This is a genomic window from Heyndrickxia oleronia (genome assembly GCF_017809215.1).
GTDB classification, from domain to species: Bacteria; Bacillota; Bacilli; order Bacillales; family Bacillaceae_C; genus Heyndrickxia; species Heyndrickxia oleronia.
The window spans coordinates 3,774,004-3,799,942 of sequence record NZ_CP065424.1 but is presented as its reverse complement, the minus strand read 5'-3'; the positions used below and the strand labels follow the sequence as shown (position 1 = coordinate 3,799,942).

The following is a 25,939-nucleotide window of genomic DNA, read 5'->3' as shown; positions in this document are numbered from 1 at the left end:
ATGGTAAATCATCGAATTCATATTTTTCCCAGGAATGCATTTCTTGTTTTTATATCATGTTCCAAAAGGTTTGAGCATAAAGTATATTAATCGTCCTTCAACAAGTGACAAGGGGAGGTACTCATGGATATTTTAAAAAAACTAGAACATTACCGAGAAGAAGAGGAAAAGCTTCGTTGGGAAGGTACTTTTGGAGAATATTTGGAATTATTGAAAGAGAAGCCTTGGGTTGCACAGTCGGCACATTCCCGTGTTTACAATATGATAAAAGATGCAGGAATAGAAGAAGTAGATGGGAAGAAAAAATATCAGTTTTTTAGTAATCAACTATTCGGTTTGGAGGCAGCCCTTGAAAAATTAGTTGAAGAATACTTTCACCCTTCAGCCAAACGCTTAGATGTCCGTAAGCGTGTTTTATTATTAATGGGTCCTGTTAGTGGCGGGAAATCAACTTTAGTGACGATGTTAAAAAGAGGTCTCGAGGCATATACACGTACTGAAAATGGAGCGATTTATGCGATAAAAGGCTGTCCAATGCATGAGGATCCTTTACATCTGATCCCTAATCATTTACGCGATGATTTTTACAAAGAATATGGTATACGTGTCGAAGGGAATCTTTCGCCATTAAACATGTTGAGGCTTGAGGAAGAATACGGTGGACGAATAGAAGATGTCATCGTTCAACGAATCTTTTTCTCTGAAGATCGCCGAGTAGGGATTGGAACATTCAGCCCATCTGATCCGAAATCACAGGATATCGCTGATTTAACTGGAAGTATTGATTTTTCAACGATTGCTGAATATGGTTCGGAATCTGACCCACGTGCCTATCGATTCGATGGTGAATTAAATAAAGCGAACCGTGGTTTGATGGAATTCCAAGAAATGCTAAAATGCGATGAAAAATTCCTTTGGCATTTACTTTCCCTGACACAGGAAGGAAATTTTAAAGCTGGAAGGTTTGCATTGATTAGTGCGGATGAACTAATCGTCGCACATACGAACGAAACGGAGTATCGTTCATTTATATCAAATAAGAAAAACGAGGCGCTACATTCACGGATCATTGTAATGCCTGTTCCGTATAACTTAAAAGTTTCCCAAGAAGAAAAAATCTATGAAAAGATGATCAATGAAAGTGATGTGGCAGAGGTTCATATTGCTCCTCATACATTGAAAATTGCGGCGATGTTCTCGATCCTCACTCGGTTAAAGGAACCAAAAAGAGGGGACATCGATCTAATTAAGAAAATGAGATTATATGATGGAGAAAGTGTGGAAGGATTTAATTCTGCCGATATCGATGAATTGAAAAAAGAATTTCAGGAAGAAGGTATGAGTGGAATTGATCCAAGATATGTCATTAATCGCATATCTTCAACGATCATTAGGAAGGAAGTATCTTCTATCAATGCGCTGGATGTTCTTCGTTCATTGAAAGAAGGCCTAGATCAGCATCCATCTATCACTTCTGAACTGAAAGAAAAATATTTAAACTTTATTTCCTTGGCAAGAAAGGAATACGATGAGATTGCTAAAAAAGAAGTACAAAAAGCATTTGTCTATTCCTATGAAGAGTCAGCCAAAACATTAATGGATAATTATTTAGATAATGTTGAAGCATATTGTAATAAAGCGAAGCTTCATGATCCTTTAACAGGAGAAGAAATAAACCCAGATGAAAAGCTAATGAGATCGATTGAAGAACAAATTGGAATATCTGAAAATGCTAAAAAAGCCTTTCGCGAAGAAATTCTTATCCGGATTTCCGCCTATGCCCGTAAAGGAAGACGCTTTGACTATAATTCACATGATCGCCTACGTGAAGCCATTCAAAAGAAGCTATTTGCTGATTTAAAGGATGTAGTTAAAATTACAACATCCTCGAAAACTCCAGATGAACAGCAATTGAAAAAGATTAACGAAGTGGTTGCTCGTCTTATTGATGAACATGGCTATAATTCGACTTCAGCGAATGAGCTATTACGATATGTTGGTAGCTTGTTAAATCGATAATCCAATTGAAAAATCTTCCCCCTCTGTATAGAGGGGGATTTTTTTTGCAAATGGAAAATGGTGAATTGAAAATAATCCCTTTTGCATAGGACTAAAGTCTTAAAAATATTTTTTGGAAGCAATTTTCTTGGAAAAAATGAAAGATTGGTGGAAAACAATAGCGAATTTTGTCGATATAGAGAGTGTACTTGATAAAATCTTTAGATTTATTAATTAAATAAGGGGGCGTAAATTTGTTTAGGAAATTTTCACTAAAAGGAAAAATGTCATTGTTCATCTCAGTGATCGTTTTAATTATGTTTGCGATAACAACGACATTGAATATTCTTGAGCTATCCACTCAATTAAAAAATGACTTAAAAAAGGAGCTTAAAAGTGTTGGGATTTTAACGACAAATTCTATCGATCGTGAGGATATCCAATATTTAACTACAAATAGTAGTGGAAGTGACGAAATTTTTAAGAAAACACAAGAAAAACTTGATGACATTATGGAAAAACAAGGGGTTATGAGCTGGAGCTATATTTGGAAAATGAATGGTGACAGTGTGGTTCCAATTGCTTTTACAAAAAATCTGGATGAAATTTATAAAGCAGGCGAAAATTTCACTGATTTAGCAGATATTCATTTGAAAGCAGCAACAAAAGCCATGGAAACCAATCAACCGGTTGTGACGAAAATCTTTGATGACCCATTCGGTACTTGGGAAACGGTTTTTACCCCAATTGTTGATGAAAATAATAATCCAATTGCTGTGTTGGGCGTAGATTATTCGGCCGATTATATTAATAATATTATTCAAAAATCACTGATTAAAGAAATTGCTATTGCGATTATCGGAATTATCATACTTATCATCGTTATTTACTTCTCTATCCGCAAATTATTAAAACCGCTTGATAAAGTTATTTCAGTGGCAAATAACGTAGCAGAAGGAAATCTTTCTGACAGTAATCTAGACTTAAATCGAAAAGATGAAATCGGTGTTCTTTCGAATTCGATTCAATCGATGATCGATAGTTTAAGAAACCTTATTCATAATATTAAATTGACTTCAGAACATCTTGCTGCTTCATCTGAGGAGCTCTCTGCAACTGCATCAGAAGGGTATCATTTCTCTAAAAAAGTTTCAGATGAACTTAAGGATGTCGTGAGTAGTACAAATAATACCTTACTAATTATGGAAGAAAGTGCACAGGCGATGACGGAATCGTCCGATGGCATTTATAAAATTGCTCAATCCTCATCTGTTGTGTCAGAGGTTTCACAAGAGACATTACAGCAAGCTGAAGAAGGAAATAAAGCAATCAAAAATGTAGTCGATCAAATGGAAAAAATCAATAATTCCGTTACTCATCTTTCTCAAGCCATTAAACAGCTTGGTGTAAGTTCAGGGGAAATTGGTAGCATCGTTAATATCATTACTGAGATTGCCGATCAAACGAATTTACTTGCATTGAATGCAGCAATCGAAGCAGCTCGTGCAGGTGAACATGGTAGAGGATTTGCTGTAGTTGCTGAAGAGGTTCGGAAGCTAGCAGAGCAATCAGCACAATCTGCTCAACAAATTCATGAGCTAATCAATGAAATACAGAAGGATACGGAAAGCTCGATTTCGGTTATGGAACAAGGAAAAGAAGATGTTCAATACGGAATTGAATTGACGAAAGAAGCAGGAAATTCCTTCGAAGAAATTTTGACATCGACTAGAAATGTAGCGAGTCAAATACAAGAGGTTTCCGCAGCATCTGAACAAGTTTCGGCGACAACAGAAGAAGTATCTGCATCTGTAGAACAGCTAAAAGAATATACAGTTACCTCAGCTGATAATTTAGGAAATGTTTCAATATCCAGTGAAGAACAAGCAGCCTCAATTGAAGAAATCAGTAGAGCCACTCATTCACTAAGCGAAAAAGCAGAGGAACTTCAGCAGTTAGTTAGCAGTTTTAAATTATAAGGAAGTTTAGCTTTAGTAAAAGGCAGTTTTCGTATCTTTGAAAGCTTTACCTAAATAAGCAACAATTTTAGAAAAGAGCCTAGAAAAAAGGGGAGTTAGCAGTGAGATTACAGGGAAAGAATGTCCTTATAACAGGATCGAGTAAAGGGATCGGGAGAGCGATTGCTCTTGAGATGGCAAAAAACGGGGCAAATGTACTCATTAATCACTTTAATGATGCGGCAAATGCTTTGCAGGTACAACAGGAAGCTGAGAGCTATGGTGGAAAAGCATTTGTTTTTGAGGCAGATGTATCATCATCTGAAAAGGTGGAAGAAATGTTCCGATTTTTTGATGAAAAGCTTGGGTCGATCGACATTTTAGTAAATAATGCCGGAATTGCAGAAGGCGTTCCTTTTACAGAAATGACAGATGGGCAATGGGATCGAATGATTAAAGTTCATTTATATGGATATTTCCATAATGCAAGGGCGGCAGCTCAACGTATGAAGAAGAAAAATTCAGGGAAGATCATTAATATTTCCTCTGACTTAGGAAGCCTAGGATGTGAAGAGTTTGTTCATTACTCCGCGGCAAAAGGCGGAATTAATGCTTTTACAAAAGCGTTAGCGAGAGAGCTAGCTCCTGACATTCTTGTCAATGCTGTTGCTCCAAGTGGAACATGGACGGACATATTAAAAGATTTTGGTGACAATTATCCTGAAGAGGAAGCATCAAAATATCCATTAAAACGTCTAGCCCAACCAGAAGAAATCGCGAAAAGTGTGTTGTTTTTAGCGAGTGAGGATGCAAATTTCTATACTGGGCAAATCATTAGTCCCAATGGCGGAATCGTCATGAACGGATAATCTACATGGTTAGAATGGAAGGGTGTCTATAAAAGGGAGCCTAACTTCTTTCATATAGACCCCCTTTCGGTTATTAAAATAATTAGGAGTTTATGTATGATAAATATCATTGTTTTTCTATTATATTTAATCTTTATTTACTATATAGGATTTAAAGGCTATCAAAGAATTAAAACGGCAGAAGATTTAATTGTAGCAGGCTGGAGTATGCCGATGTTTGTTGTAACAGGAAGCTTAATAGCGGCCCTGCTTGCGGCTCCATTCTTTTTTGCTGCAGTAGGATCTGGTTATACTACAGGTGGTTTTGAAGGTACAGCGACGATGGCAGGACTTGGTACATGTATGATTCTTGGCGCCTTAATATGGACAAAGCCATTAAGACGTCTTAAAGGCTGGACAATTGCGGATTATTATGGATTACGTTATAACAGCAAAAAATTAGGCGCCTTTACTGGGATCGTTATGTCAGTAGCATTTGGTTTTTTTAATGCTGGTGCATTAACAGTTGGCGGAACCTATATCATCCAATCCATTTTTTCTATTGATTTTTTACCAGCTGCACTCATATTTGTCTTTTTAACAGTTCTTTATTCAGTTATTGGTGGGCTATGGGCGGTTGCCTATACAGAAATTGTTCAAGGCTTTTTTGCGATTGTTGGAATACTTGGGATCGCAATCGTTGTCTTTTTCCAATATGATAATTTTACATTTAACCCTGATTGGTGGAATGTAAATGAATTATTCCAAAAAGGCGGCGCTGGTTTCTGGTCCCTTTATTTAGTACTAGCATTAGGAGATATTCCGGCTGCAGATTTAGGGCAACGGGTGGCGGCGGCAAAAAATCCGCGAATTGCTTATAAAAGTATGATTATTGCAGGAATCGTTGTTGTACTCATTAGTTGGATCCCTGGAATGCTTGGTGAAGCGTTCCGTCATGTTTTTCCACATAGTGATAATCCTGAAATGCTGATGCTTGCATTTGCGGAAGGCTATTTCCCTCCAGTCGTATCTGCCATATTTTTGACGGCTATGGCTGCAATGGGGATGTCTACGCTGGCGGCGTGCTACGTAGCTACTTCAGGAATTATAACGAAAAATATTTATTTGGACTTTATTAATAAAAACCCAAATCCAAAAACATTATTGCGCTTCTCTAGAGGAGCCATCGTTTTAAGCTCTTTGCTTGGGTTAACATTAGCATTAGGCTTTCAAAAGGTTATTGATTTAGCCTATTTAGCATGGGATATTGTTTTTGTTACGATATTCTGGCCAATCGTGCTTGGGCCATTCACCAAAAGAGTAAGTACACCAGCGGTTTGGACAAGTATTTTAGTAGGTCTCATCTACTATGTTCTGACATCTATTTTCGGTGTACCTGGACCTGAGAGTCATTCAGAAGGATTCCTTGGATTACTATCAGATCTTTGGAAAATGCCAGGCTTTTCTGGTGTCGTAATTTCAGGTATTACGATTGCGATTGTAAGCTTGATCATTCCACCTACGAAGGACGTTGTAGAAATGCATCGTATTGAACGCGACAAGTCTCGAGATGATGGAGAGGTAACCGAGCAAGAAGCGCATATTGCTGGATAGGTAGACCGATAAAAATAGAATAGCATGATTGACAAGACCCCTAAGATAACCGTTTTTCTTAGGGGTCTTCTTTTAAGCTTTTTGCTCAAATTTTGTTCATGTTTTCACTAAAAATAGGTTAAAACCGACAAGCTCTTTGATTCAACTGAGATGCAAACTTTATCGGATCGTTGCCCCTTTAAATGGAAAAGTCAGCAGTAGAGCTTTGACAAAAGCCTTTAAAAAATCAAAAAAAATTTAGCCAGTGCATGGCCGATGAGTAAAGGAGATGGATGAAAAAGGCTTGTCCAATGTTTTAGGTGTTTCCATTATTCTGATTATTTTATTGTAAATAATTTCGATTTTTTGCATAGTATAGAGTAATCCAAATTTCTCTCTCTATTTCTACACACAGCCAACATATTGTATGTAGGGAAAATGAATTTGGTGCATGATTTAAAAAAATTGCAGGAGGGGAAAAGAGATGACTGAGTCAGAACACCAACAGTTTGTTATTTCAAGTGAAGATTGGTCCCTCCACCGAAAAGGACATGATGATCAAAAACGGCATCAAGAAAAAGTCCAGGAAGCCATTCGTAATAACTTACCCGATCTGATAACCGAAGAAAGCATCATTATGTCAGATGGCCGTGATGTGGTCAAAATTCCGATCCGATCATTGGATGAATACAAAATCCGTTATAATTATGATAAGAATAAACATGTCGGCCAGGGTGATGGCGAAAGTAAGGTGGGTGACGTTGTTGCACGCGATGGCGCGCCACAAAAGGGACCCGGAAAAGGCGATGGCGCAGGAGATCAGCCAGGGGATGACTATTATGAAGCTGAAGTATCATTAATGGAATTGGAGGAAGCATTATTTAAGCAATTAGAATTGCCAAACCTTCAAAGGAAAGAGCAGGATTTAAATACGATTGAGGATATTGAATTTAATGATGTACGAAAAACAGGATTAATGGGAAATATCGATAAGAAACGAACGATGATGACAGCCTTCAAGAGGAATGCAATAAGCGGAAAACCTAGTTTCCACCCGATTTATCAAGAGGATCTAAAATTTAGAACATGGAATGAAATTCAAAAACCAGAATCAAAGGCCGTTGTCCTTGCAATGATGGATACGAGCGGCTCGATGGGAGTATGGGAAAAATACATGACTCGCAGCTTTTTTTTCTGGATGACGCGCTTTTTACGTACGAAGTATGAGACCGTCGATATCGAATTTATTGCCCATCACACGGAAGCTAAAGTAGTATCCGAAGAAGACTTTTTCTCCAAAGGTGAAAGTGGAGGTACTATTTGTTCATCTGCCTATCGGAAAGCCATAAGTCTCATTGAAGAAAAATATGAACCATCCCGCTACAATATTTATCCGTTCCACTTTTCAGACGGTGATAACTTAACCTCTGATAATCCACGCTGTATCAAACTAGTTGAAGAGCTAATGAAGGTTTCGAATATGTTCGGCTACGGTGAGGTGAATCAATACAACCGCCACTCAACATTAATGACCGCCTATAAAAATATTAAGAATGAAAAATTCCGTTATTATATTCTAAAGCAAAAATCAGACGTATTTCATGCGATGAAAAGCTTTTTACGAAGGAACAAGAGGAAAAGGTTTTTAGTTAATTTTCAACTGCTCTCCAATGCAAATTGGGGAGTTGTTTTATTGCCTGTTATAATGAACATAAAATTATCAAGTAGGTAATCGTTAATATTTTCCATGCACGTAACAAGTAAATTTTACATTATACGACTGATCTAGTTAGAAATGTTTTCATTTGAAGCGGGATAGGTGTTCTTAAAAGTATTTTTCGATTTTTATCTATATAAATAAAAGAGGGTAAAAACGAAATCTCGAATTTTTCAAATAGCTCGGCGTTACCTTGTAACACTATAAAATTCTCATTATACAAATCTATGATTTTGTTTAACTGGTTTTTATCACTTTCACCACAAATTACAGCAAAATTTTGGTTTAGACCTTTCATTTCAATCAAAAATTCTTCTAAATAGGACTCACAATACCCACATTGCGAATCGATAAAGGCAAGTGTTATTCCATTATCTAAAATATCGGTTAATGTATAACTTTTTTGATTGATAGTGGGTAGTTTAAAATTTGGAGCCATAATTAATGAGTTCTCAAAAGTGTTTTCATGAGAATCTTCTTTTTGTATCATCTTTTCTTTAGTTTTCTTGGGATATAACATGACAAAGCAAATGATGAACATAATGATTGATAAAAGGGTTAAGCTAAACAAAATGAAAGAAAACAAAATGATACCTCCAGCTTCAAGTGTTATAAATGATGATCGATATGTAAAAGGATTCTTATGATGAAAACAAATATAAAAGTTTTCGAAGTAGTAGTAGTCTAGATCACAACTGAAAATGGTATATAAAATTTATTCAACTATCCATTGATCCATTTAATGTTTGATATTAACTATGTTATTAGGAAAAGAACGATTACGGTCTACATTGACAGTTTACAAAGTAAGTAGAACTACAATCTTCCCCAGTTCGAGAATCAACATATTTATAACCCGTAGCAGGTGCATCGCTACACTTAGAAATATTTAGGTAACAAAAAGTTCTTTTAATAGTGCTTGAGCAAATTGGATATGCGGAAGTTCCTAATAGCTTTGAAAAAAATTTTGACATACGATCACCTCATTAGAATTATTAAAGATCAATGGATAGTTGATCAAATTTTACATGGCACTTCTAATCTTGATAGAAGTGTATTTTTTATGTCATTGGTGTCTTTAGTGTGATTTAGGATCTTTTCAATTAAGAAAAGAAGAAGGTGAAATCAGGGTTTTAAATTTTTCTACCGTCTTCCCTAAGCAGTTAATGTAAGGTTTTATTTAGTCAAAACTAAGTATAGTAGTTGGAAAGATTTATTTTAGAGATTTTTTAATTAAAGACATTTTTTCAATGTTTTCATTTGCGTATGAAGTAATCATTCTAGAAGTGTGATTATGACATTAGAAGAAAAAATCTTGAAAAATTTTCTGATGATTCATAGGAGTATCTGAAGAAGTATTATAGGTTGAGCATAATACTAGAAATAGAAATATATTAACTTATTTTCTAGTTTTTGGACAATTAACAATTACTATGTTATTATTTATTCTAAATAATGTCAATATACAGAATATTAAGAGGGGGAATTAATAGTTTGCAAATTTTTCTTGGACTGTTTAAGGGGATTGGATTTTCATACAAATTAGTCTGGGTAAATAGTAAGTCGTATTTATTTTTTATGGCATTTATTAAAGTAATTACAGGATTAATACCTGTTACACTGATCTATTTAACTCAAAAATTGATTAATGAAGTAGTTGGACTTTTTTCAAAAGAGAGTTCATATAGCAGTGTATTTTTCTTGTTTTCCTTACAAATTGGTATTATTCTTTTTTCTTATTTTTTACAATATTTATCCATCATCAATGAAAAAAAAGTAACGATTGTAATTGGGAAAATTATCAATATATCTATTTTCGAAAAAATTAATCAAATTTCTTTTATTAACTTTGAAAAACCTGCAACTTATAACAAAATTCAAAGATTAAGTAGTAATCAATCCAGTGTTTTGAATGTAGTAGAAGAATCATCAAGTCTTATAAGAGATTTAATTACGGTGTCTTCGATTCTATTTTTTTTAATCGCACAGCACTGGGCATTCATACTCATTCTTTTTGTTGGTATTCTTCCTCTTTTTTTTATTGAGATGAGTTATGGAAATAAAAGATTTGAACTGGCAAAATTTTTAACTCCATTTGGAAGGCTTGAATCTTATATCGCAGGTTTGCTAAATAACCGTGATTCACTGAAGGAAATTAAATTGTTTGGAACTGGGAAATATCTTATTAGCAAATGGGAGGAAAACTATCAGTTATTTGCAAATAATGAACTTTCCCTGCTGAAAAAACAGGGGATTTTCACTTTTATCGCGCAATTTTTATTAATCACTACCTATGCATTATCAGGAATACTAGTACTTCTTCTGATCTCTTCAGGGAAATTACTTGTTGGAAGTTTTGTATCCGTTTTGCAAGCCGTGCAAAATATTCAAGAATCTTTAAGTAATATCTCAAGAAATATAGCAAAAATCTATGAAAGCAGTTTGTTTATTGAAGAGTATCGAGAGTTTATGGAAATTGAGGAGATGAATGACGGTCATCATGGATCTGTCATTAATCATATTGAAGCCATTCAAATAAGAGATTTAGCTTTTACTTATCCAGATGAATTGAAACCTGCTATTCAAAATATTTCTATAGATATTCCATTGGGAAAGAAAATTGCCATTATCGGTGAAAATGGTTCTGGAAAAACAACATTAACTAAATGTATTTCAGGATTATATGAAGTAAGTACTGGAATGATTTCGATAAATGGAATGGATATGAATCATATTAATAAAAACTCTTTTCATAAAAAAATCTCTGTCCTTTTTCAGGATTATGAAAAATACAATTTTACGGTAAAGGAGAATATAGGATTTGGAAATATAAATAACATCGAGAATGCTGAAGAAATTCAATTGGCAGCCATTCGAACAGGTATTCATTCGAAAGTAGAAAAATTTCCAAAACAGTATGAAACTATATTAGGAAGGCTTTTTGATGGAGGACTTGAACTATCAGGAGGCCAATGGCAGAAATTAGCTTTATCAAGATCATTATTTAGGGAAACAGATCTAATTATTCTGGATGAACCGACTTCAAGTTTAGACCCAATCTCTGAAATAGAAATATTACAGCAATTGTTTAAACAAACGCCAGATAAATCAATGATTTTTATCACTCATAGACTTGGAACAGCGTATTTGGCCGACGAAATCCTTGTTATGAAAAATGGTGAAATTATTGAGCGTGGCAGTCATTCAGATTTATTAAGTTATAGAGGACAGTATTACGAAATGTACACATCGCAATCACAACTTTATGAGAAGGAAGGTTTGGTTTTGTGAGTTACATAGTCTACATGATTCAAGTCACTCTAGCATTCTTATTTATAACAACGGCATTTGATAAAATAAAAAACTGGAATAAACACAAAATATCAATTTCTCAATATAAACTCTTACCTAAACGTTTCATCACTTATTTTTTATTTTTAATGGTTGTTTCAGAATTAATGATTGCCATTTTATTTTACTTTTTTTCCGTAAATATATTTAGTGTTTCGCTCTTAACTGTAATTATATTAATTTATACTTCTGCCGTTTTTATCAATCTAATCCGGGGGAATACGGAGATAAATTGTGGTTGTGGAAGTTTTTTAGAGAATCAAGAGCTAAATTACGGAATAGTGATTAGAAATATTTTTATTTTAGGATTGGCATTTATTCCTTTTTTCTATGATTCACCAATAATCATTCATTTCTTTTTCAAACTGTTTTTTAGTCTATGTTCAGTTAATGTACTGATATTTATTTCAATAATAAAGGAAACGAGATTGTTTGTAGTTCATTCAAAGAGAATATATAAAGTGATTGAATGAAAGGAGGAATCAACTTGTCCACAATTTATAATATCTCATTGATTACGCTCATTATACTTTCCTTAGGACAACTAGTATTAATTTTTTTCCTTGCTAGATATATAGGAGCATTTATCCGTAAAATCGAAAGTGTTAATGGCATAAAAATTGGTACACTTCAACTTGATCAAATAGCTCCTGCTTTTAGAGAATATAATCATAGGGGAGAGAAAGTTATATCAACTGAATTATTTAGTAATCATCGTACATTATTGCTATTTATTAATACAAATTGTCCAACTTGTAAAACATTATTACCCGAGTTAAGAAATATAAAACGACATTACGATATTAACTTAGTTTTAGTAAATACGGATGAACAGCATGAGGATAGTCTCATAGTCAACCATGTTAGTGAAGACATGATATATTTACGCTCAAATAAATTGATGAGGCTCTATTCAATTACAACGGTACCTTATGGAATATTAATAAATGAAGATAAGAAAATAGAGCAAATAAGTGAGATGAAAAATAGCAATAGTCTTTGGAATTTACTATTAAATGTAGATAGAAAAGTATCGTGATTTTAAGGTTAATGATACTTTTAAAGAAGTAGAAGTTTTATTTGATAAATAGTGTAGCTGCCATTTCTGGAATTACACTTATATGTTACCCAAAAACAGGTGTCCATATTGTACTAGTTCACCAGTTTAGGAGGTTATTTTTATGAGTAATGGGAATGGTTTTACAAAATTTATTTCTCGATTTCCAAATGGAACTAAATTCTATTTTTACTTTAATGATGGTGTAGAAGTATTATGTAAATTAGATACAATGTATGAAACAGATAATGGTTTGGAGATAGCAGACCCGTTATATGAAGAATATTACGCTGCTGCTGTTGAAATAATTGAAGTAAATCAAAATAATAATGAAATGAACTTGTTTAAGGTTGGACAGCTTACAGAAGTTTCTAATAAAAATGCTCCTAAATGGATAAAAAGCTTGGATAGTAAAGTTATTTGGTCGAGGTAGTTGCTAAAAGTAATGAAAATAAAAGGAAGTAATGAAATATTGTTTCATGAAAAGAGTTATTCCTATAAATTATTGGAAGGGTTATATTACCATAATATAACTCTTTTTTTGGCCATAAAAATGCCTATTAACCTAATTAAAAATACATCTAGGAGAATATAAAAAAGTACACTAATAATGAGGGGATTTGAGGTTCTGTTGCAAATCGTTATGCTTAACCCATATTATAAGTAAATGAGGTTTTTCCGAAAAAAATAACAGCACCTTCTAAACGGATGGAGAAGGGCTGTTTTATTATTTGAATAACTTTGTAGCAGGATGTATCTTCATATAGAGTCTTCAACATATGTATCCACAGAGTAATCGAATTACAATTTTTAGAAAATGGTCTAAAAAAACAAAAAGCAAGTCGAGTGATGCTGAATAAAGGGTAACATTTACTATTTCAAATAACCCTTCATCCCTCTCGTTTCATCGTTACAGATTTGTTCAATTTTCTTGCTAGATCATTGGATGCACTATTCATATATTGTAATACAAGATTATAAACATCGGATGAAACCGTTGCTAATCCTGGTGCCATATTTTCAATTAAATCATTTTGTTGATCCTCGGAAAGAGATTCATAAAAAAGTCCAGCTTGTGTAAAATTATCCTGTTTTTCAAGGTCAGATCGTTGAAGAATACCTTCAACCAATCGACCATTACCGCTTGTAACTAAATCACCTGGCCACCAATCTGCCTGGTGGTTTACTGGGACATTTCGGAAATCTGAACCAATACGATTACGTTGAGAATCCCAGTAAACATTGGCACGTCCTTGTAACATTTTATCATCGGATAATTCAACACCATTCAGTAAATTCGATGGTGAAAAGGCCGCTTTTTCAACTTGTTCCATGTAGTTATCTGGATTTTTGTTTAACACCATGCGACCGACAGGATGAAACGGAAATTGTTGCTGATCCCAAATTTTCGTAGCGTCTAATGGATCGTATGGAAGTCCTGTAGCTTTATCTGGATCAATCACTTGGACATACAATCCATATTCTACTTGTTCTCCTTTTTCAATCGCATCATATAAATCTTGCCCAGCAATATCAGGATTTTCCCCTGCTAATTTCACTGCTTCATCATTCCGAATGTACTGCTGACCTGCCAATGGTGACCAAGTATACTTAACATAATGTCGCTTTCCTTCAGCATTTTTCCAAACATACGTGTTTACACTATAACCAGGTAAATGTCGCAGACTTTTAACTGTACCTAGATTTGAGTAAACAAGAAGTGTAAATAATAACGACTCAGGTGCCCTTGCAACAAAATTCCAGTAACGGCTTGGATCTATTAAGTTGTTTTTTGGTGAAGGAAGAAATGCCTTAATTGCTTCAGGGAAACGAATGGTATCACGTACAGAAAATACTGGAATGTGGTTACATATAAGATCAAAAATGCCTTCTTCTGTATAAAATTTTGTGGAAAATCCCCTTACATTTCTTGATGTATCAGGTGTACCTTTTGTGCTGACGGCAAGTGAGAACCGTACAAATACTGGGACCCTTGTTCCTGGCTGTTGTAAAAATGAAAGGGATGTATAATTTGACATAGAATATAACGTTTCAAATTGACCAAAAGCACCCCATCCCTTAACGTGCACGGGTCTTTCCTTCATCTTTTCATGAATAAAAGTTTGTAATGTTTCATGTTCAATATTATCTTGTTTTAATATTGGTCCCCGCTTACCCACAGTTTGAGAGTGGAGTTTAGCTGGAAGGTCTATATTCCATTGATAGCTACTTCCTGGTGCCTGTTTTTGCTGAGGATGATTCTGTTCTGGATAGTTTTCTCGCGGATTTGTATCTTGATTATCCATACATTCTCCTCCTATCATTTTAGTCTAATTTCAATGAATTATATGGGAGAATGTCGATACTTAGACCAATGAACATTAAGGGGAGCCGCTAAGAATCATTTCGCTGAACTGTACCATAAGTAAATGATTTCATGCGTTTATCGAATTTTCCTTAGTAAGTGGAATAGCGGAAAGGAGCCTTCCGGTGCGCTTTTCTATAATTGATTATTTATCTAAGAAAGCATCTAAAGTTTTATTATAACTAGTCAAATCGTTTCTCAATTTTTCTGCCTAGTTGGGAGTTTTTATTTTTGGATGGTAAGCAAGAGGGTTATTTGATTTTCCTGCATAAAAAATAACCAGTATAATTTTTTTAAAACAAAATGTTTGATTTATTTTATTTTAGCGATATAATAAGCACTAATTAAATAGTATCCTTCGGGGCAGGGTGAAATTCCCTACCGGCGGTGATGAAACAGTCATGTTTCTTAGTCCGTGACCCGGTTAACATTTGTTAAACGGTGGATCTGGTGCAACTCCAGAGCCGACAGTTATAGTCTGGATGGGAGAAGGAAAAAAGAAATTGGGTAAGTTCGAAAAGTCTTTCCCTTTCTTTGTTGATGATTGGAAAATAAGGTTTTTTTGCTGTAGGCAAAACCTTTATTTGCTATACATAAATAAGGATAGGAAAGGTTTCATATATACCTTTATTTTTCTATTCTCATTTTTAAACCCTGAAGAATCATTCTTCAGGGTTTTTTATTTGTCCCGTTGTATGACATCAAATACTTTTTGTAAGGAGAATGTAGAATGAATGATCATTATTATATGAAACTCGCCCTTAACCTTGCAATGAGTACAAATGGACAAACGACACCAAATCCTGCAGTAGGTGCGGTGATCGTGAAAAATAATCAAATTGTGGGAATGGGTGCTCACTTGAAGGCGGGGGAGCCGCATGCTGAGGTACATGCGATTCGCATGGCAGGAGATCATGCGAAAGGGGCTACGATGTATGTCACTTTAGAGCCTTGTTGTCATTTTGGTAAAACTCCACCTTGTGCAGATTTAGTGATTAAATCTGGAGTGAAAAGGGTGGTCATCGCAATGGCTGATCCGAATCCAAAGATTTCAGGTAAAGGGATTGAGCGGCTTCAAGATGCAGGGTTACAGGTTGAAGTTGGCGTGTTAAACGAAGATGCGAGCCAAATCAATCAGGTGTTCACACATTTTATTCAAACAGGACTACCTTTTGTCACCTTGAAGTCAGCGATTAGTCTGGATGGAAAAATAGCTACAAAAGAAGGCAAAAGCAAGTGGATCACAAGTAGTGAGGCGCGAGAGGATGTGCATTATTTTAGGCATACTCATGATGCCATACTTGTTGGGGTTAACACGATTATCAAAGATAATCCGAGTTTAACAACAAGGCAAGCAGGCGGAGGAAAAAGTCCTGTCAGGTTTATTTTAGATACAAATTTACGGACTCCGATTGATTCGAAAATTGTTTCTGATGGACTGGTAGAAACATGGATTGTCACTGGTTCAAATGTAAAAAAAGAAAAGATGGATTTATATAAAAATAGAAATGTTCATTTTCTCCAGATGGATTCTCCGAAGATAGAGATAAAGACTTTGCTCAAAGAGATGGCAACGATGGGCATAACCTCTCTATTCGTTGAAGGAGGAGCCGAAGTCCTTGGTAGCTTCCTAAAGGAGCGGGCATTTCAACAAGTGATTACGTATATTGCACCTAAACTAATTGGTGGCCGAATGGCGCCCACTTCATTTGGTGGCGAGGGAATAGCTGAAATACATGAGGCGTTGGAACTAGTGATTAATGAAGTGAAGAAAATAGGTAGCGATATCCGAATCATCTCAAAAGCTATGTAAGGAGGTGGCAACATTTGTTTACTGGAATTATTGAGGAAATAGGAATGATTAGGAGCATGAGAAAATCGGGTCATGCGATGAAATTAGAGATCATGGCTAAAAAGATTATAGAGGATATGCATATCGGAGATAGTATTTCTGTCAATGGAGTCTGTTTAACGGTGACAACTTTTACGAAAGAAAGCTTCCATCTTGATGTAATGCCCGAAACGTTTCAGTCGACTAGCCTAGTAGAATTGAGTCAAGGCTCCAAGGTGAATTTAGAACGTGCCATGGCTGCCAATGGTAGATTCGGGGGTCATTTCGTCTCAGGACATGTAGATGGAACAGGAATGATTAAGAGAATCTGGCAAGCGGATAATGCTCGATATTATGAGATTGAAACAACTAAAGAACGATTGAAATACATCATTCATAAAGGATCTGTTGCCGTTGATGGAACAAGCCTTACCGTATTTGAAATAAATGATCAATCCTTTGTTATTTCTTTAATCCCTCACACCTTATCAGAAACGATTTTGTCTGAAAAGAAAATGGGAGATGTGGTGAATATTGAGTGCGATATGCTAGGCAAGTATATGGAGCATTTCCTTCATTTTCGTGATTCGAACCATTCTAGGAAAACAATGATTACGAATGAAATGTTAAAAGAAAATGGGTTTATATAAGGAGGAGAAATCATGTTTGATTCCATTGAAGAAGCATTAGATGAGCTAAGAGCAGGAAAAGTGATCATCGTTTGTGATGATGAGGATCGGGAAAATGAAGGAGACTTTGTCGCTCTAGCTGAAAAGGCAACTCCTGAGGTGATTAACTTTATGATTACACATGGTAAAGGACTAGTTTGTGTTCCCGTCGATGAAAAAATAGCTAATCGTCTCGAATTAGCACCGATGACCGCAGAGAACACAGATCATTTTGGTACAGCCTTTACAATCAGTGTTGATCATAACTCTACAACAACTGGGATTTCTGCATATGAACGATCAACGACGATTAGAGAGCTTAGTAACAGTACCTCGGTGTCCAGCGATTTTAAACGTCCGGGTCATATCTTTCCATTAATTGCGAAGGAAGGTGGCGTTTTAACAAGACCGGGACATACGGAAGCAGCCGTTGATTTTGCAAAGCTCGCAGGTGCTTCACCAGCTGGAGTTATTTGTGAGGTCATAAATGAAGATGGCACGATGGCAAGGGTGAAGGAATTGCGTAAAATTGCGGATGAATTTCAATTGAAAATGGTGACGATTCATGACCTGATTCGTTATCGAAAAGAAATACAAAGCAATATCCATGTAAACTAAACATAATGAGGAGGAATAAAAATGAGCTATACATTTGAAGGGAATTTAGTAGGAACAGGATTGAAAGTTGGTATTGTAGTAGGAAGATTTAATGAATTTATCACAGGAAAATTATTAGGTGGTGCTTTAGACGCATTGAAAAGACATGGGGTGGATGAAGAAAACATTCAAATCGCATGGGTGCCAGGTGCATTTGAAATTCCATTCATTGCACAAAAAATGGCTAAATCAAATAAATATGATGCGATTATCACTCTCGGAACGGTAATAAGAGGATCAACCCCACACTTTGATTATGTTTGTAATGAAGCAGCAAAAGGCATAGCAGCCATTTCATTAAATACAGGAATCCCAGTCATATTCGGTGTCTTAACCACAGATACAATCGAACAAGCCATCGAACGAGCTGGTACAAAAGCAGGAAACAAAGGCTGGGACGCTGCTGTCTCTGCCATCGAAATGGCTAACCTATCCAAAATAGTAGAATAACCTTTTAAGGGGGTCAGACCCCACATGAAATATGGTGATTAGATCAAGCTTTTCGAATCTAAACATTGTATTTTGGGGTCTGACCCCCTTTTTTAAATTTAGAAATTGCTAAAAGTGATTATTTAGTTGAAGTAGACTATTTTTGGTGAGTAAAAGAACGAGAACAGCTTAGTCAAAGGTTGGTCCAATATTTGAACCGGTTTATTCAAATCAATCAAACTGAATATCAATCAAAAGATTTTAATTGTTAATTTATAAATTTATAGCCTGTCTATCAATAAAAGTCGAAAATTGTAACTTCTTTGTCACCATTTATTCCCTGGTAAATTTTATACTCTATATAACAAATATATTACATCAGGGGGGACGGTGCATAAAGATGAAGAAGAAGTTAAATAGGAGAGGGAAAATTAGTTTAATTGGTTTGGTTATGCTAGTTTCTTTCGTAATAATCGGTTTTAAGATTCATAGTCAACAAGTTTCAGATCCAACAGCAAAAGCAGCAGAAGTCGTTGCAAAGTCTCAATCTCAAAAAGAAGATTCAGTCGAAGAAGAGCATAAACTAGTAAAAAAGGTCGAAAAAAGTCAAAAGGTAAATCAACCAGTTAAAAAAGAGCAAGAGAAAAAGCAGGAGAAACAAATAGTAAATACGAAGACAGAACTAGAAAAGAAAGAATCGACTACTCAAGAGCAAAAACAAGTAGCGAAGAATCCGGAAAAAGAGAAGAAACAAGAAGAAGCAGATACTTCATCGAAAAACGAAACGTCCTCCGCATCCGTTGATAAGAAGAATAATATAATCAATCCAACTCTCCCATTAGTAAAACCTTCTGAAGGTAAAGTGGTGTATTTAACATTTGATGATGGTCCCTCAAATAGAATGGGAGATTTAATGAATATATTAGATCAATATCAAGCTGAAGCTACATTCTTTTGGTTGGAACCAAATATGAGGAGATTTCCTACAGAGGTACAAAATGCCATTCAACGTGGGTTCTCAATCGGTCTACATGGTGTTACACATGATGTGAAGAAAATATATGTATCTAAGGATACAGTAGTTAGTGAAATGGTTACAGCCAATCAAACTTTAGAAAAACTAGCCGGAATCACTACTCATCTTATCAGAACTCCCTACGGAAGCCATCCATATATGAAGCCAGAATATAAAACAGCAGTACATAATCAAGGCTTTATTTTATGGGATTGGAATGTAGACAGTAGAGATTGGAAGTATCGGGATAGCCGATATGTCAATGATGTCATTCAACAAGTTGAAAACTTAGTGGCAAAGAATATCCCTCCTGTTATTCTTATGCATGACCGCACGGAGACGATCAATCATTTGCCTGAACTATTAAACTACTTGAAAAATCAAGGATATACCTTTAAGAAACTTGAACAAGAGAACATGCCTGTTCAGTTTTAGCAGGTTAAAAACAATATATGTAACAGATAGAATGATCTCCATTTCATCAGGGATCATTCTTTTTTTTGATAGGCTCTTTTCTCAAACTTTGTTGTTGAAATAAAGTTTGAATCAATAAGCGCTACCCGAAGCGAGCGGTAGATTACCCTGAAGGGAGAAAAAGTGAGTGTAAGGTAACGAAAACGAATGATAGATTACCGTGAAGGGTAAAAATGTGTGTGCAAGGTAACAAAAGGGAGCGATAGATTACCGTAGATGGGGAAAAAGCGAGTGGCAGGGTAACGAAAGCGGACGGTAGATTACCATGAGGAAGGAAAAAGCGTGTGCAAGGTAACAAAAGGGAGCAAATGATTACCGTAGATGGGGAAAAAGCGAGTGCAAAGTAACCAAAGCGAACGATAGATACCGCAAAGAAGAAAAAAGCGTGCCCAAGGTAACCAAAGCGAGTGATAGATCACCGTGAAAGATGAAAATACCGATGCATATAGCAAGCCCCCTTTCATTTCACAAGTAAACGAGTTGAAAACCTCAATTCCAGCAGTACGCTCTGAATCCTTTATCGGGTGTAAAACATGTAGTTGGGCTTTGACAAAAGCAATACGAAAACACCCTTTTGCTAAAATCACTTTTAATATTCCAATAGAAAACGACAAAGGACTGTTGAGCCAATATCGTAAAATTGGAGTAGATGCATGTTAAATGTTTATGGTAAAATTTATACTTATATATTTGAAGGTTCATATGATTGAAAGGGGAAGGAGGAGATGAATATGGAAAAGGAACTTATCCATTCATCATCGATGGCTAAGTCACGCAGATTATGGATTGCTTTTGTATTAGGTGCCCTTTCTGCCTTCGGTCCACTATCGATAGATATGTATTTACCGGCATTACCTAAGCTCACCGAAGAACTACATACGAATACATCGGTTGCACAGCTTAGTTTAACTGCTTGCCTCATCGGGTTGGCGCTTGGTCAGCTTTTAGTTGGTCCTTTAAGTGATGTTCGTGGACGAAAGAAGCCGCTATTAATCGCACTTATTTTATATTCTGTAGCATCTATTCTTTGCGCTTACAGTACATCAATCTGGATGCTCATTTTCTTACGTTTTATTCAAGGGGCAACTGGCGCAGCCGGAATTGTTATTTCTCGAGCGTCGGTAAGAGATATGTATTCCGGCACTGAACTTACGAAATTTTTCGCTTTATTAATGCTTGTTAATGGGGCTGCTCCAATTCTTGCACCGATTGCTGGAGGACAGCTGCTTCATTTTGTTACGTGGCGTGGAGTCTTTTTTGTTCTTTTTGTCATCGGAATTTTAATGTGGTTAGCGGTTTCCTTTGGATTAAAAGAAACATTACCACGTGAAAGGCGATCACCAGGAGGATTAAAACAAACATTCTCCACTTTTCATCTAATCATGACTGATCGACAGTTTATGGGCTATGCCTTCTCACAAGGGCTTGTATCCGCAGCAATGTTTGGATATATTTCTGGATCACCATTTGTTTTACAAGATATATTTGGGGTTTCACCGCAAATGTTTAGTGTTATTTTTGCGATTAATGGTGTGGGAATTATTATTGCTTCTCAATTGACTGGCCGCCTAGCTGGCAGAGTTTCAGAGCTAAAGCTGTTTATTATCGGGATTAGCTTATGTGCAATAGGTGGTGTTATCTTACTACTCGTTGTTCTTCTCGATGCTGGGTTATATGCGGTTATCCCATCATTGTTTATTGTTGTATCCAGTGTGGGGATGGTTGGTACAACATCCTTTTCATTAGCTATGCAAAATCAAAGTGAAACTGCTGGAAGTGCCTCGGCAATCCTTGGCTTATTACCTTTTATTCTTGGAGCGATTGTCGCACCACTTGTAGGACTAGGTGGAAGCCATACTGCAGTGCCAATGGCCATTGTGATAGCAGGATGTGGAATAGGAGCGGTACTCGTCTATCTTTTCCTCAATAACAAAAAATAATGATTTTCATTTTAGAGACAAAGTTCGGAAAAGGAGCTTTGTCTTTTTATGCTCTTTTCTCAAACATTATTATTCATTAGGTAAAGTTAAACTAAAAAATATAGGTTGAAGAACGCGAGCCTCCTTCAGTCCACTGAGAAAAGAGCTACACAATATATAAGAACACTGATCCCCTTTATATGCTGTAAAAGCCGGCAGTAGGGCTTTTACCAAGGTCTTTATGGAAGGAAAATCATTACCCGGTCTTTCGTATTTCTACGTTTTACACTCTACAACATTTCAGCAAAATTCATCCCCTCCATGTATCCTAAGTCATACATCCAAGATTAGGATGGAAAATGAGCACTTCCAATTTCACTCTACCGTATGCCAATGAACAATACCTATTCAAACATCTCAATAAAATACTTGGCGCTTTTCGTTAAATAACGATCCTTGCTCCAGATTAATGCAGATTCAGCCATAATCTCGGTATCACTTATAGACAGAACCCGTATATTGGTAGTTTGAAAGGATAGTAGTGAGTATTTAGGAATGATTGTTGCCCCGACTCCTTTCGAAACGAGGGAGAGAATCATTGTCACATCCGGGCATTCACAAACGATATTTGGCTCAAAGCCATGTCGTCTACATTCATTTAAAATTAATTCATATTGTCCTAAGCCTTTAATTCGATGCAAGAGTAGTAATGGAATGTCTTTTAGGAGACTCATAGAAATGGATGCCTGCTCTTTATTAACCCATTCCTTAGGAAAAACAGCGACATAAGGATCCTTTGATAAATGTCGATAGGAAAAATCACTTAATTCCATCGGTAAACGGATCACGCCTAAATCGATTTCATTATTTTTTATATGCTCACCAATGACAAATGAATCTCCCTCTCTTAAGTGAATCTTGACGAGTGGATATTTTTTTAGGAAGGCTTGTATTCTTTCAGGAAAGTATGAAAAACATGATTTCGATGCCCCTAGGGCAAGAACTCCTCTTAATCCCTCTTCCGTTTCCTTTACCTCATTAATCGTGTTTTCCAGTTGTTGAATCAGCTTTTGTGCTTGTTGATATAGAACTTTCCCGGGATTTGTAAGCTCCAATATTTTCCCGTTTCGTTCGAATAATTTGACTCCTAATTCCTCCTCTAAAAGCTTTAATTGGTGACTTAAAGGAGGTTGGGACATATGGAGTTTCTTGGCTGCACGAGTGATTTGCCCTTCTTCGACGATGGTTGAAAAATATTGTAATTGGCGAATATCCATTCTAGGCCTCCTTACATTCAATTTGCCGAGCATTCCTCATCTAAGAAGAAAGGAAGAACTGATGCATATTATTTTTGTATGAAAAACAAATATTTTAAATATTTTAAATATATTTTAACACATGTTACATTCGATATGTAAGTGCTTTCATTTTAAAAGGCTCTATTCTCAAACATTGTTGCTGGTAAGTAAGAAAATCGCTACACGATTCATTTCACTGTGAAAAGAATGGCGATCTCCATAAGGACTGGTGTAAAAGCGAGCAGTTGAGCTTTTGTAAAAGCAACAATCGATCTGAAAACAGCCTTTAAAAAAACATGAAATGATAAGGAGTGTGTATAAATGACAATGCTTGATGATGCAAAACAAAAACTAAGAGGATCCATAGCGCCGATCGTTACCCCTTTTCATCATGATTATACAATTGATTTTTCTTCCTTTGAAAATCTTATAGATTGGCATATTGATAGTGGCACACATGCTATTTCAGTTACAGGAACAACAGGTGAACCAAGTTCATTAACCATCGAAGAGCGCGTTCGTGTGATGGAAACGGCTAAAAAGAAAATAAATGGCAGAGTTCCCTTTGCACCAGGTACTGGCTCAACCAATCATCAAGAAACCCTATATTTAACGAAAACAGCACAGGAAATGGGTGCGGATGCAGCCCTTGTGATTGTCCCCTACTATAATAAGCCATCACAACATGCCCTATATAAGCATTTTAAAGCAGTGGCAGACTCAGTAGATATACCGATCATTGTGTATAACATCCCCGGAAGAACAGCAACGAATCTCCATGTCGATACACTTGCAAGACTTAGTGAAGATTGTCCGAATATTATCGGTGTAAAAGAATCAAATAAAGACTTTGAACATGTCAATCGTGTGTTATTGAAATGCGGTCGGGATTTTCTCCTTTACTCCGGTATTGAATTACTTTGTTATCCGATGCTGGCAATTGGCGGAGCAGGTCATATTAGTGCAACAGCCAATGTGGTTCCGAAAAAAATAGCAGATTTGTACAACACATGGAAGGCTGGTGAAATAGATAAAGCTTTAGATCTTCATTTTGATTTAATGGAACTAAATGATGTTCTTTTTAAGGATACCAACCCAGCCCCACTTAAAGCAGCACTTGGAATGATGGGGAAAATCGAACCGGTATTACGGATGCCGATGGATTTGCCAACTCAGGAGCTACAAAATGAAATTCGTGACATTTTAAAACAGCATGTAGCGTTATCTGATGAGATAACTACAAATTAAGTGCCTAAGGAAGGTGTGAATGTTTCCATGAAAGATATTCAGTTATATATAAATGGCGAATTTGTAAATGCGACATCAGGAAAAACCTTTGAAAATATCAATCCTTTTACAAATGAAATCATTAACCATGTGGCAGAAGGAGATGTTGCAGATGTTGAAAAAGCAGTTGCAGCGGCGAACCGTGCATTTCATGGGGAATGGGGTCAGTTAAAGGTTAGTGAGCGTCTGAAATATATCCATAAAATTGCCGACCTTATTGATCAACATATAGAAGAGATTGCTCCTTTAGAATCATTGGATACAGGACTTCCAATCAGCCAAACAAAAAATATGGTAGCACGAGCTGCACAGAACTTTCGTTTTTATGCAGAAATGGTATCGAACCGTTTAGTTGGTGAGGCGTACCAGGTAGATGGAGAATTTATTAATTATACCATTCATAAGCCTGTTGGTGTTGCCGGTCTAATTACACCATGGAATGCACCGTTCATGCTTGAAACATGGAAAATTGCACCGGCATTAGCAACGGGAAATACGGTTGTATTAAAGCCTGGTGAATGGTCCCCAATAACAGCCAATCGTTTGGCCGAAATCATTGATAAGGCAGAGCTTCCGAAAGGGGTATTCAATGTTGTTCATGGTTTTGGAGAAACTGCGGGTGCCGGACTTGTTGCCCATCCTGACGTGAAGCTGATTTCATTTACTGGGGAAACAACCACTGGCTCGGAAATTATTAAAAACGGTGCAGATACATTGAAGCGTGTATCCGCAGAACTAGGTGGGAAATCGCCAATTATTGTTTTTGATGATGCCGATTTCGAAAGGGCACTAGATGCGGCAACATGGGGGATCTTTTCCTTCAATGGTGAGAGATGTACAGCAAATTCAAGGTTATTTATTCAGGAATCAATCTATGAAAAATTTGTTGATGCATTAAAAGAAAGAATTACAAATATAGTGGTCGGAGATCCATTAGATCCGCAAACCGAAGTAGGGCCGCTTATTCATGTCGAGCATTTTAATAATGTAAAGAAATATATCCAAATTGCAAAAGAAGAAGGAGCAGAGCTGTACAGTGGTGAGGTTCCTTCTGAATTTGAAAAAGGTAATTTTGTCCCTCCAACATTGCTTCTCAATGTTAAGAATCAGATGAAGGTTGCCCAAGAGGAAATTTTCGGACCTGTGATGGCCGTGATGAAATTTAAGGACGAAGAAGAAGTAATCAAGCTTGCCAATGATACAAAATACGGTTTGGCAGGTTATGTTTGGACGAATGATTTAAAGCGAGGACACCGTGTAGCTCAAGCCGTTGATGCAGGGATGCTTTGGATTAATTCACAAAATGTTCGTGATCTAAGGATTCCATTTGGAGGAAGTAAATATAGTGGAATGGGACGCGAAGGCGGACATTATGCCTTTGACTTTTATACAGAAACACAGGTCATACATGTCGCTTTAAGTGACCATCATATTCCACAATTCGGAAAAAAGAAATCATAAAGGAGGAATGATA

At 36.1% G+C, this 25,939-nt stretch carries 19 protein-coding genes, 1 pseudogene and 1 riboswitch; of the genes and pseudogenes, 17 read left to right on the top strand and 3 right to left on the bottom strand.

Features of this window, described 5'->3' with window-relative positions; all coding sequences use genetic code 11:
- The first annotated feature begins 123 nt into the window (after nucleotides 1-123).
- The 5 genes from I5818_RS18975 to yhbH all read left to right on the top strand — a co-directional run bounded on the left by I5818_RS18975 (nucleotide 124) and on the right by yhbH (nucleotide 8,129).
- A complete protein-coding gene (locus I5818_RS18975) occupies nucleotides 124-2,019 on the top strand; it encodes a PrkA family serine protein kinase (RefSeq protein WP_058003378.1) in 1,896 nt (631 codons plus the stop codon).
- A 233-nt stretch (nucleotides 2,020-2,252) separates the two neighbouring features.
- Nucleotides 2,253-3,977 carry a methyl-accepting chemotaxis protein gene (locus I5818_RS18970; RefSeq protein WP_235813272.1) on the top strand — a complete coding sequence of 575 codons (1,725 nt, stop codon included), beginning with the start codon at nucleotides 2,253-2,255 and terminating at the stop codon, nucleotides 3,975-3,977.
- 101 nt (nucleotides 3,978-4,078) lie between these two features.
- Nucleotides 4,079-4,825 carry an SDR family NAD(P)-dependent oxidoreductase gene (locus I5818_RS18965; protein ID WP_078109747.1) on the top strand — a complete coding sequence of 249 codons (747 nt, stop codon included), beginning with the start codon at nucleotides 4,079-4,081 and terminating at the stop codon, nucleotides 4,823-4,825.
- Nucleotides 4,826-4,921: 96 nt separating this feature from the next.
- On the top strand, nucleotides 4,922-6,418 hold the full coding sequence (locus I5818_RS18960; protein WP_078109746.1) for a sodium:solute symporter family protein: 1,497 nt from the start codon (nucleotides 4,922-4,924) through the stop codon (nucleotides 6,416-6,418).
- Between the two features lie 463 nt (nucleotides 6,419-6,881).
- Entirely contained in the window at nucleotides 6,882-8,129 is a 1,248-nt protein-coding gene (gene yhbH / locus I5818_RS18955) for a sporulation protein YhbH (RefSeq protein WP_209391799.1), read from the top strand.
- Between the two features lie 40 nt (nucleotides 8,130-8,169).
- On the opposite strand, the gene I5818_RS18950 is transcribed toward yhbH, so the two are convergent.
- Nucleotides 8,170-8,700: a peroxiredoxin family protein gene (locus I5818_RS18950; protein ID WP_078109745.1), complete on the bottom strand. Its 531-nt coding sequence runs from the start codon at nucleotides 8,698-8,700 to the stop codon at nucleotides 8,170-8,172.
- A gap of 908 nt (nucleotides 8,701-9,608) precedes the next feature.
- On the opposite strand from I5818_RS18950, the gene I5818_RS18945 reads away from it, so the two are divergent.
- The 4 genes from I5818_RS18945 to I5818_RS18930 all read left to right on the top strand — a co-directional run bounded on the left by I5818_RS18945 (nucleotide 9,609) and on the right by I5818_RS18930 (nucleotide 12,955).
- Nucleotides 9,609-11,405, top strand: coding sequence for an ABC transporter ATP-binding protein (locus I5818_RS18945; RefSeq protein ID WP_058003383.1), 1,797 nt, complete (start codon nucleotides 9,609-9,611; stop codon nucleotides 11,403-11,405).
- Nucleotides 11,402-11,938, top strand: coding sequence for a MauE/DoxX family redox-associated membrane protein (locus I5818_RS18940; RefSeq protein ID WP_078111139.1), 537 nt, complete (start codon nucleotides 11,402-11,404; stop codon nucleotides 11,936-11,938). The genes I5818_RS18945 and I5818_RS18940 overlap by 4 nt, the downstream gene beginning before the upstream one ends.
- Nucleotides 11,939-11,952: 14 nt before the next feature.
- Nucleotides 11,953-12,504 (top strand): redoxin domain-containing protein, encoded by a 552-nt coding sequence (locus tag I5818_RS18935; protein ID WP_169846966.1) that lies wholly within the window; start codon nucleotides 11,953-11,955, stop codon nucleotides 12,502-12,504.
- Between the two features lie 142 nt (nucleotides 12,505-12,646).
- A complete protein-coding gene (locus I5818_RS18930) occupies nucleotides 12,647-12,955 on the top strand; it encodes a hypothetical protein (protein WP_078111137.1) in 309 nt (102 codons plus the stop codon).
- 457 nt (nucleotides 12,956-13,412) lie between these two features.
- Here I5818_RS18930 and I5818_RS18925 read toward each other — a convergent pair whose 3' ends face one another.
- Nucleotides 13,413-14,828: a catalase gene (locus I5818_RS18925; RefSeq protein ID WP_078110646.1), complete on the bottom strand. Its 1,416-nt coding sequence runs from the start codon at nucleotides 14,826-14,828 to the stop codon at nucleotides 13,413-13,415.
- Nucleotides 14,829-15,237: 409 nt separating this feature from the next.
- Nucleotides 15,238-15,385: riboswitch (FMN riboswitch) on the top strand.
- A 232-nt stretch (nucleotides 15,386-15,617) separates the two neighbouring features.
- On the opposite strand from I5818_RS18925, the gene ribD reads away from it, so the two are divergent.
- From ribD to I5818_RS18895, 6 genes and pseudogenes are all read left to right on the top strand, one after another.
- Nucleotides 15,618-16,700: a bifunctional diaminohydroxyphosphoribosylaminopyrimidine deaminase/5-amino-6-(5-phosphoribosylamino)uracil reductase RibD gene (ribD, locus tag I5818_RS18920; protein ID WP_078110647.1), complete on the top strand. Its 1,083-nt coding sequence runs from the start codon at nucleotides 15,618-15,620 to the stop codon at nucleotides 16,698-16,700.
- 14 nt (nucleotides 16,701-16,714) lie between these two features.
- On the top strand, nucleotides 16,715-17,368 hold the full coding sequence (ribE, locus tag I5818_RS18915) for a riboflavin synthase (protein WP_071976733.1): 654 nt from the start codon (nucleotides 16,715-16,717) through the stop codon (nucleotides 17,366-17,368).
- A 12-nt stretch (nucleotides 17,369-17,380) separates the two neighbouring features.
- Nucleotides 17,381-17,971, top strand: a pseudogene (ribB, locus tag I5818_RS18910) (3,4-dihydroxy-2-butanone-4-phosphate synthase); the annotation flags it as partial.
- A 54-nt stretch (nucleotides 17,972-18,025) separates the two neighbouring features.
- Nucleotides 18,026-18,493, top strand: a complete 468-nt coding sequence (gene ribH, locus I5818_RS18905) for a 6,7-dimethyl-8-ribityllumazine synthase (protein WP_071976732.1) — start codon at nucleotides 18,026-18,028, stop codon at nucleotides 18,491-18,493.
- Nucleotides 18,494-18,872: 379 nt separating this feature from the next.
- Nucleotides 18,873-19,922 (top strand): polysaccharide deacetylase family protein, encoded by a 1,050-nt coding sequence (locus tag I5818_RS18900; RefSeq protein ID WP_078110649.1) that lies wholly within the window; start codon nucleotides 18,873-18,875, stop codon nucleotides 19,920-19,922.
- Nucleotides 19,923-20,692: 770 nt separating this feature from the next.
- Nucleotides 20,693-21,901 carry a Bcr/CflA family multidrug efflux MFS transporter gene (locus I5818_RS18895; protein ID WP_235849718.1) on the top strand — a complete coding sequence of 403 codons (1,209 nt, stop codon included), beginning with the start codon at nucleotides 20,693-20,695 and terminating at the stop codon, nucleotides 21,899-21,901.
- 383 nt (nucleotides 21,902-22,284) lie between these two features.
- Here I5818_RS18895 and I5818_RS18890 read toward each other — a convergent pair whose 3' ends face one another.
- On the bottom strand, nucleotides 22,285-23,157 hold the full coding sequence (locus tag I5818_RS18890; protein WP_071976730.1) for a LysR family transcriptional regulator: 873 nt from the start codon (nucleotides 23,155-23,157) through the stop codon (nucleotides 22,285-22,287).
- Between the two features lie 342 nt (nucleotides 23,158-23,499).
- On the opposite strand from I5818_RS18890, the gene hpaI reads away from it, so the two are divergent.
- Both hpaI and hpaE read left to right on the top strand, forming a co-directional pair.
- Nucleotides 23,500-24,426, top strand: coding sequence for a 2,4-dihydroxyhept-2-ene-1,7-dioic acid aldolase (gene hpaI, locus I5818_RS18885; RefSeq protein ID WP_071976729.1), 927 nt, complete (start codon nucleotides 23,500-23,502; stop codon nucleotides 24,424-24,426).
- A 27-nt stretch (nucleotides 24,427-24,453) separates the two neighbouring features.
- Entirely contained in the window at nucleotides 24,454-25,926 is a 1,473-nt protein-coding gene (gene hpaE, locus I5818_RS18880) for a 5-carboxymethyl-2-hydroxymuconate semialdehyde dehydrogenase (protein WP_078110651.1), read from the top strand.
- Nucleotides 25,927-25,939 lie beyond the last annotated feature (13 nt).